Source organism: Pseudomonas sp. NFIX10, from assembly GCF_900111955.1.
GTDB classification, from domain to species: Bacteria; Pseudomonadota; Gammaproteobacteria; order Pseudomonadales; family Pseudomonadaceae; genus Aquipseudomonas; species Aquipseudomonas fluorescens_AA.
Genome location: NZ_FOKH01000014.1, coordinates 147,624 through 154,843 on the forward strand (window position 1 = coordinate 147,624; position 7,220 = coordinate 154,843).

A 7,220-nucleotide genomic window follows, 5' to 3' on the forward strand; every position below is an offset into this window, starting at 1 on the left:
TGCAACGCAACGTCTTGTGTACTGTCAACATGCCCTAGCGGCGGTTGCAGCAGAGGTCTAGTATGAGCCGCACTCACGTCAGTCAGGAGGTAAACCATGTCGGCCACCAAGAAGCCTGTAAACACTCCGTTGCACTTGCTCCAACAACTCTCGGGCAGCTTGCTCGAACATCTGGAAAATGCCTGCTCCCAAGCCCTGGCTGATGCTGAAAAACTGCTCGCCAAACTGGAAAAACAACGCGGCAAAGCGCAGGAAAAACTGCACAAGTCGCGCACCAAATTGCAAGACGCGGCCACCGCTGGCAAGGCCAAGGCGCAAGCCAAGGCCAAGGACGTTGTGAAAGAGCTCGAAGACTTGCTCGATGCCTTGAAGGATCGTCAGTCCGAAACCCGCGCCTACATTTTGCAACTCAAGCGTGATGCCCAGGAAAGCCTGAAACTGGCCCAGGGTGTCGGTCGTGTGCAAGAAGCGGCGGGCAAGGCGCTGTCGCTTCGTGCTGCCAAGCCTGCCGCTGTATCGGCCAAGAAGCCGGCGACTAAACCCGCCGTGGCAAAAGCACCGGCCAAAGTCGCTGCCAAGCCCGCCGCCAAAGCACCGGCCAAGGCGGCCAGCAAACCGGCTGCCAAACCCGTCGCTGCCAGCGCTGCAAAACCTGCGGCAAAAAAACCAGCCGTCAAGGCTGCTGCCAAGCCAGCCGCAAAAACCGCGGCCGCTAAACCTGCCGCTGCCAAGCCCGCTGTAAAAGCCGCTGCTAAACCTGCGACAAAAGTTGTAGCCAAGCCTGCCGCTAAAACCGCCGCCGCAAAACCTGCCGCGACGAAAACCGCTGCCGCTAAACCGGCTGCCAAAGCAGCGGTAAAATCCACTGCCAAACCTGCGGCCGCCAAACCAGCTGCCAAGCCTGCGGCAACCAAAACGGCTGCGGCCAAGCCTGTTGCGAAAACGGCTGCCAAGCCCGTCGCTGCCAAAGCGCCTGCCAAAGCGGCGGCTAAACCCGCTGCCAAACCAGCCGCTGCCAAGCCTGCTGCCGCGAAGCCAGCGGCTGCCAAGCCCGCTACGGCCAAGCCTGCTGCCGCCAAGCCCGCTGCTAAACCAGCCGTGAAGAAGCCAGCCGCTGCAAAACCTGCGACTGCGCCAGCCGCCAAGCCAGCGACACCGGCTCCGACCGCGACGCCTGCGCCTACCGCCAGCACTCCGGCCTCGGTGACCAGCCCAGCCGCCGTTGCGCCGACCACCAGCAGCACCCCAACCAGCGCTTCCTAAGTGCCGGACACCGCGACGCGCAGCTGATGCAGCGCGTCGCGGCTCGCTGGTTCGGCATTCGCCGCCAGCCCTTGCAGCCATAACGCTGAATCGCTCCGTTGTTCCTCAGGCCAATCCTCGGCCACTGCCTGCAATCGTTCCAGCAATCGTCGCTCGGCTTCCAATTCCAGTCGCTTGACCTGTTCGCGCAGGCTATCGAGTGCCGTGTCTTGGCGGGCACCGGTTTTCCATTGGCTGCGAAGCGTGCGCAAGGGCCTTACCACCTCAGCCTCCCAAGGCTCGGTCAATTGTCGAAGCTGTTGCAGCCGTTGTTCATTGCAGGCCACGCCGCGTCGTTCCAGCCACAGTCCGCAAAGCAGCAGGCAGACATTGACGCCGGCACTCTGTAGCGTGAGGCACGCAGGCTCTACGCCAGGCTTGGCATAAAGGTCGAGGGAAAAACTCCACAGGTCAGGGGACATCGTGCTACTCGCGCCAGTTGCGAGCGAAGCTGGTAGACTCCGCCGCCATTATGATCCGACTTCAGAACCTGACTTTACAGCGTGGCCCGCAACGTCTGCTAGAAGACGCCGAGCTGACCCTGCACGCCGGCCACAAAGCCGGCCTCATCGGTGCCAACGGCGCCGGCAAATCGAGCCTGTTCGCCTTGCTGCGAGGCGAGCTGCACCCGGACTCGGGCGATTGCCTGCTGCCGGCCGACTGGCGTATCGCTCACATGCGCCAGGAGGTCGACACCCTCGATCGCCTGGCGGTGGACTACGTGCTCGATGGCGACCTGCGCCTGCGCCAGGTGCAACGCGACCTGGCGGCGGCCGAAGCGGCCCACGACGGTGCCGCACAGGCCCGCCTGCACGCGGAACTCGACAGTGCCGACGGCTATACCGCCGATGCCCGCGCGCGCAAATTGCTCGCCGGCCTGGGCTTTACCAATGAACAGATGGACCGTCAGGTCGGGGACTTCTCCGGTGGCTGGCGGATGCGCCTGAACCTGGCGCAGGCCCTGATGTGCCCTTCGGATCTGCTGCTGCTCGATGAACCGACCAACCACTTGGACCTCGACGCCATCATCTGGCTCGAAGACTGGCTCAAGGGTTACCCGGGCACGCTGCTGCTGATTTCCCACGACCGCGATTTCCTCGACGCGGTGGTGGATCACGTGGCCCACGTCGACCAGCGCAAGCTCACCTTGTACCGCGGTGGCTACAGCGCCTTCGAGCGCGCCCGTGCCGAACGCCTGGCCCAGCAACAGCAGGCCTACGAGAAGCAACAGGCGCAACGTGCGCACATGGAAAGCTACATCGCCCGCTTCAAGGCCCAGGCCACCAAGGCCCGCCAGGCCCAGAGCCGGATCAAGGCGCTGGAGCGGATGGAAGAGCTGTCGGCGGCCCACGTCGATTCACCGTTCGATTTTGTCTTCCGCGAATCGACCAAGATTTCCAGCCCGTTGATCGACCTGTCCGACGCGCGCCTGGGTTATGGCGACAAGACCGTGCTGGAGAAGGTCAAGCTGCAACTGACCCCGGGTGCGCGGATCGGTCTGCTGGGCCCCAATGGTGCCGGTAAGTCGACCCTGATCAAGAACCTCTCGGGCGAACTCCAGCCATTGGCTGGACGCTTGACCCGAGGCGAAAACACCGTTGTTGGCTATTTCGCCCAGCACCAGCTCGACTCCCTGGATTCCAAGGCCAGCCCGCTGCTGCACCTGCAACGCTTGGCGCCAACCGAGCGCGAGCAGACCCTGCGCGATTTCCTCGGTGGTTTCGATTTTCGCGGGGCACGCATCGACGAGCCGGTGTTGAATTTCTCCGGTGGCGAAAAGGCGCGCCTGGCGTTGGCGTTGATCGCCTGGGGCCGGCCGAACCTGTTGCTGCTCGACGAACCGACCAACCACCTGGACCTGGAAATGCGCCTGGCCCTGACCATGGCCTTGCAGGAATTCAGTGGCGCGGTGCTGGTGGTGTCTCACGATCGGCATTTGCTCAAGAGCACCACGGATAATTTCTTCCTGGTCGCCGACGGCAAGGTCGAGGAGTTCGACGGAGACCTGGAAGATTATGCTCGTTGGCTGGTGGAGTACCGCCAGCGCAACGCGCCGGTCAGCAGCACGCCGGTCAACCCGGACAAGACCGACAAAAAGGCCCAGCGCCAGGCCGCTGCCGCATTGCGCCAGCAACTGGCGCCGCACAAGCGCGAGGCCGACAAGCTCGAAGCCGAGCTGGGCAAGCTCCATGAAAAGCTGCAGAAAATCGAAACCAGCCTGGGCGACAGTGGTCTCTACGAGGCGGCGCGCAAGGATGAGTTGCGTGACCTGCTGGCCGAACAGGCCAGGCTGAAGGTTCGGGAAGCGGAGCTCGAGGAGGCGTGGATGCAAGCCTTGGAACTGCTGGAAAATCTGCAAGCGGAGTTGGAGGCGTTGTCCTGATGGAAGCGTTGGCGTTGCCTGTCCCTGTCATGTGGATCGAGCCGATCTGGCTCGGTGTGCAAATCCTGCTGATCCTGCTGGTGGGATATATCGCCCAGCGGTTCGTTGCGCGTGCGCTCACGGGCCTCGGCGAGCGCTACCCACTGCCGACGCAATTGGTGATCATCCTGCGCGGTGTGCTGCGCTGGCTGATCATGGGCAGCGCCGTACTGGTGGCGCTGGAGCGCCTGGGTGTCTCGGCCACGGTACTCTGGACGGCGATCTCGGGTTTCGTGGCGGTGGCAGCGGTGGCGTTCTTCGCCATCTGGAGCGTGCTGTCTAACCTGTTCTGCGCCGTGTTGATCTACACCGTCGGACCGTTTCGCCTGGGGGATGTGGTCGAGCTGGTGGACACCACCGACAAGCCTGGCATCAAGGGTCGCGTGGTGGCGATCAATCTGCTGTACACCACATTGATCGAACCTGAGGAGCTCGGCACCGGCAGCACCATGGTGCAAGTGCCCAACAGCCTGTTTTTCCAGCGTTCTGTTCGGCGCTGGCGTGGCAGCGAGGCGTTTCCGGTGGGTGGGTTCGTCGAATAGACTGCCTTGATGTAGCTGTACTCTTTCGTCAGTGTCTGAAACAAAATCTCCAGCTGAGCCGGTTCTAGGTGCCGCTACTGTTCAGATAGGGACTGATGGATTTTTCTCGTCGAACACCGTATCGGGAGACTCAGATGGTTAAGAAAGTTTACGATTCGGATCAGCTCTCGAGGCTGACCCTCAAGGGTTACAAGTCCATCGCCGAATGCGATATCGAATTAGGCAAGCTAAATGTGCTTATCGGTGCGAATGGCGCAGGAAAATCCAATTTCATTGGTTTCTTTCGCTTGATAAGTCGCATCCTGGATGAGCAGTTGCAGCTCTCGGTGGGAGCCGCCGGAGGTCCTGACGCCTTGCTTCATTTCGGCCGAAAAACGACCGAAGAGCTTTGTGCGGAACTTTACTTTGGCAATAACGGTTATAAATTCACGCTCAAGCCTACTCAAGATAACCGCATGATGTTTGCCCATGAGGCGCTCTGGTGGAATGTCAGTGGCGACTGGCGCGCCAGGTCCGGCCATTTCGAGTCATACGCCGCTGAGCAAAAATCCAAGACGCAGATCTACAGGCACGTTGTTCCGGCTATCAGAAGTTGGCGCATCTATCATTTTCATGACACGGGCTCCAGCGCCCTTGTAAAGCAAATCCATGGCATCAACGATAATGAATATCTGCGCGATGATGCGCGAAACCTTGCTGCGTTTTTATATCGCTTGAAAAGCCACAATGAAACTCACTACAGGCGCATCGTGAAGGCCATTCAGATGGTGGCTCCGTTCTTCGGTGATTTTCATTTACGCCCAACGATTGATAACAAGGAAAAAATTCAGCTTGAGTGGACTGAAGTCGGCCAGGACATCCCTTTCACCGCAGCCGCTTTGTCGGATGGCACTTTACGCTTTATCTGCCTGGCAACCGTATTGCTGCAGCCTGAAGAGTTCATGCCCTCGGCCATTCTGATTGATGAGCCGGAGCTGGGCCTGCATCCATTTGCGATCGTTGCGCTGGGTGGTCTGATGAAATCGGTTTCGCAGAAACACCAACTCATTATTTCGACACAGTCAGTAGAACTCGTTGATCAATTCGATGCTGAAGATTTGATTGTGGTAGACAAGGTCGGTGGTGCCTCCACTTTCAAACGGTTGGACACTGTTGCTCTGAGCGCATGGCTGGAAGAGTTCAGTCTTGGTGAACTCTGGAAGAAGAACATACTGGGCGGGAGACCGAGTCGATGAGCCGAATCGTTCTTCTTGTAGAAGGGCAAACGGAAGAGGCCTTCGTCAATGAGCTATTGGCCCCTCACTATTGGACACTTGGTGTTTTCCTTACGCCGATTATCATCAGTACCAGCCCCGGCAATAAGGGGGGCGTCGTCAGCTATGGAAAAGTCAAACACCAAGTGACTCGCTTGTGCCGGGAGCATCATGCGGCACAGGTCACCACAATGTTTGATTTCTACGCGTTGCCCGGTGATTTTCCCGGTTTGGCATCAGCCGATTTTCCGATTGCGGGTACAGGGCATCAGAAGGCTTGTTTTCTGGAGGTTCAGTTGGCGATCGATATTGGGGAAAAGAACTTCATCCCCAACTTGATGGTGCATGAGTTCGAAGCACTTCTCTTTGCGGGCCCTGATAAGTTTGCAGAGTGGACGGATGACTCAAAGGTTGTGCCTGCCCTCAAAACGATCGCTAGTGCCTTTCAGACACCGGAAGATATCAACAATAGCCCACAGACTGCTCCCTCCAAGCGTATCTCCAAGGCGATGCCTGAATACCAGAAAGCCTTTCATGGCCCTTTGATAGCTTGTGAGATTGGGCTGGATGCCATGCGTCTGAACTGCCCACATTTCCATGAGTGGCTACTCAAACTGGACGCTTTAGCGCCGGTATAGAAAACCTTGGCGTTTATCCGATGATCGCATTAGCTTAGTCGTTTTCGACGAATCCGAGCCGAGGTGTGCAATGGTGTTGGAAACATGGTTGGCTTTTTTCGCCGCCTGTTGGGTGATCAGTCTTTCCCCGGGCGCCGGCGCCATTGCATCGATGTCCAGTGGCTTGCGCTACGGGTTTTGGCGCGGCTACTGGAATGCCCTGGGCCTGCAATTGGGCCTGGCGCTGCAAATCGTGATCGTCGCCGCCGGTGTTGGCGCGATCCTCACGGCGTCGGCCACGGCGTTCTATGCGATCAAGTGGTTCGGCGTGGTCTACCTGGTCTACCTGGGTGTCAAACAGTGGCGAGCCATTCCCGGCGATATGAATGACGATTCCGTCGTGCGGCCTATCGGCAACCCGTTGGCTCTGGTGTTCCGCGGTTTCCTGGTCAACATCAGCAACCCCAAGGCGCTGGTGTTCATGCTGGCTGTGCTGCCGCAGTTCATCAATCCCCATGCACCGTTGATCCAGCAATACCTGATCCTCGGCGTCACAATGATCGTCGTCGATCTCATCGTCATGGCCGGGTACACCGGGTTGGCATCGAAAGTCCTGCGCCTGTTGCGCACACCGGAGCAGCAACGGCGGATGAACCGCACGTTTGCTGGCCTGTTCATCGGCGCGGCGGGCTTGCTCGCGACGATTCGCAAGGCTGCGGTGTAGCCGGCTTGCACAACACCTGTGGCGAGGGAGATCCCGCCGCGTCTTCGACGCTGCGCTGTCGCGCAGCAAACAGGGATCCCTCTACAGTTGAAGAACGCGCGCGGGGCAAAGGCCGTAACCAGCACTGGTGTGACAGCACCCGAGAGGGAGAGTGGCCTGCACGGTATCGGCGTGGAGTCGTTGATGGCACGGCCAGGCCGTGACCTCGTATAAGAGAGTGAATCCTTTCGCCACCGTGTACCCCGCGCGCGTCATTCAATCCTGCGAGGAATTGTCATGGCGCGCAAGAACCAAAAGCGTTTTGAGATTATCCATCATCACTGTGCCGGTATTGACGTGGGAAGCCGTGAGCATTGGGTC

At 59.3% G+C, this 7,220-nt stretch carries 7 protein-coding genes; 6 read left to right on the top strand and 1 reads right to left on the bottom strand.

Annotation, left to right across the window (positions count from 1 at the left end):
* Positions 1–96 precede the first annotated feature (96 nt).
* Positions 97–1,263, top strand: coding sequence for an AlgP family protein (locus BM321_RS15225; protein WP_092443018.1), 1,167 nt, complete (start codon positions 97–99; stop codon positions 1,261–1,263).
* Here the strand turns inward: BM321_RS15225 and BM321_RS15230 are convergent.
* Positions 1,260–1,724: a TIGR02444 family protein gene (locus BM321_RS15230; RefSeq protein ID WP_092443019.1), complete on the bottom strand. Its 465-nt coding sequence runs from the start codon at positions 1,722–1,724 to the stop codon at positions 1,260–1,262. The two genes, BM321_RS15225 and BM321_RS15230, sit on opposite strands and share 4 nt — an antisense overlap.
* Positions 1,725–1,774: 50 nt before the next feature.
* Between BM321_RS15230 and BM321_RS15235 the strand changes: the two genes are divergently transcribed.
* From BM321_RS15235 to rhtB, 5 genes are all read left to right on the top strand, one after another.
* Positions 1,775–3,685 (top strand): ATP-binding cassette domain-containing protein, encoded by a 1,911-nt coding sequence (locus BM321_RS15235; protein WP_092443020.1) that lies wholly within the window; start codon positions 1,775–1,777, stop codon positions 3,683–3,685.
* The gene (locus BM321_RS15240) at positions 3,685–4,266 is read left to right on the top strand and encodes a mechanosensitive ion channel family protein (RefSeq protein WP_092334349.1); all 582 of its coding nucleotides are present in this window, start codon (positions 3,685–3,687) and stop codon (positions 4,264–4,266) included. The genes BM321_RS15235 and BM321_RS15240 overlap by 1 nt, the downstream gene beginning before the upstream one ends.
* 134 nt (positions 4,267–4,400) lie before the next feature.
* Positions 4,401–5,501 carry an AAA family ATPase gene (locus BM321_RS15245; RefSeq protein ID WP_092443021.1) on the top strand — a complete coding sequence of 367 codons (1,101 nt, stop codon included), beginning with the start codon at positions 4,401–4,403 and terminating at the stop codon, positions 5,499–5,501.
* Positions 5,498–6,157, top strand: a complete 660-nt coding sequence (locus BM321_RS15250; RefSeq protein WP_092443022.1) for a DUF4276 family protein — start codon at positions 5,498–5,500, stop codon at positions 6,155–6,157. Before BM321_RS15245 ends, BM321_RS15250 begins: the two co-directional genes overlap by 4 nt.
* A 70-nt stretch (positions 6,158–6,227) precedes the next feature.
* Entirely contained in the window at positions 6,228–6,860 is a 633-nt protein-coding gene (gene rhtB, locus BM321_RS15255) for a homoserine/homoserine lactone efflux protein (RefSeq protein ID WP_092443025.1), read from the top strand.
* Positions 6,861–7,220 lie beyond the last annotated feature (360 nt).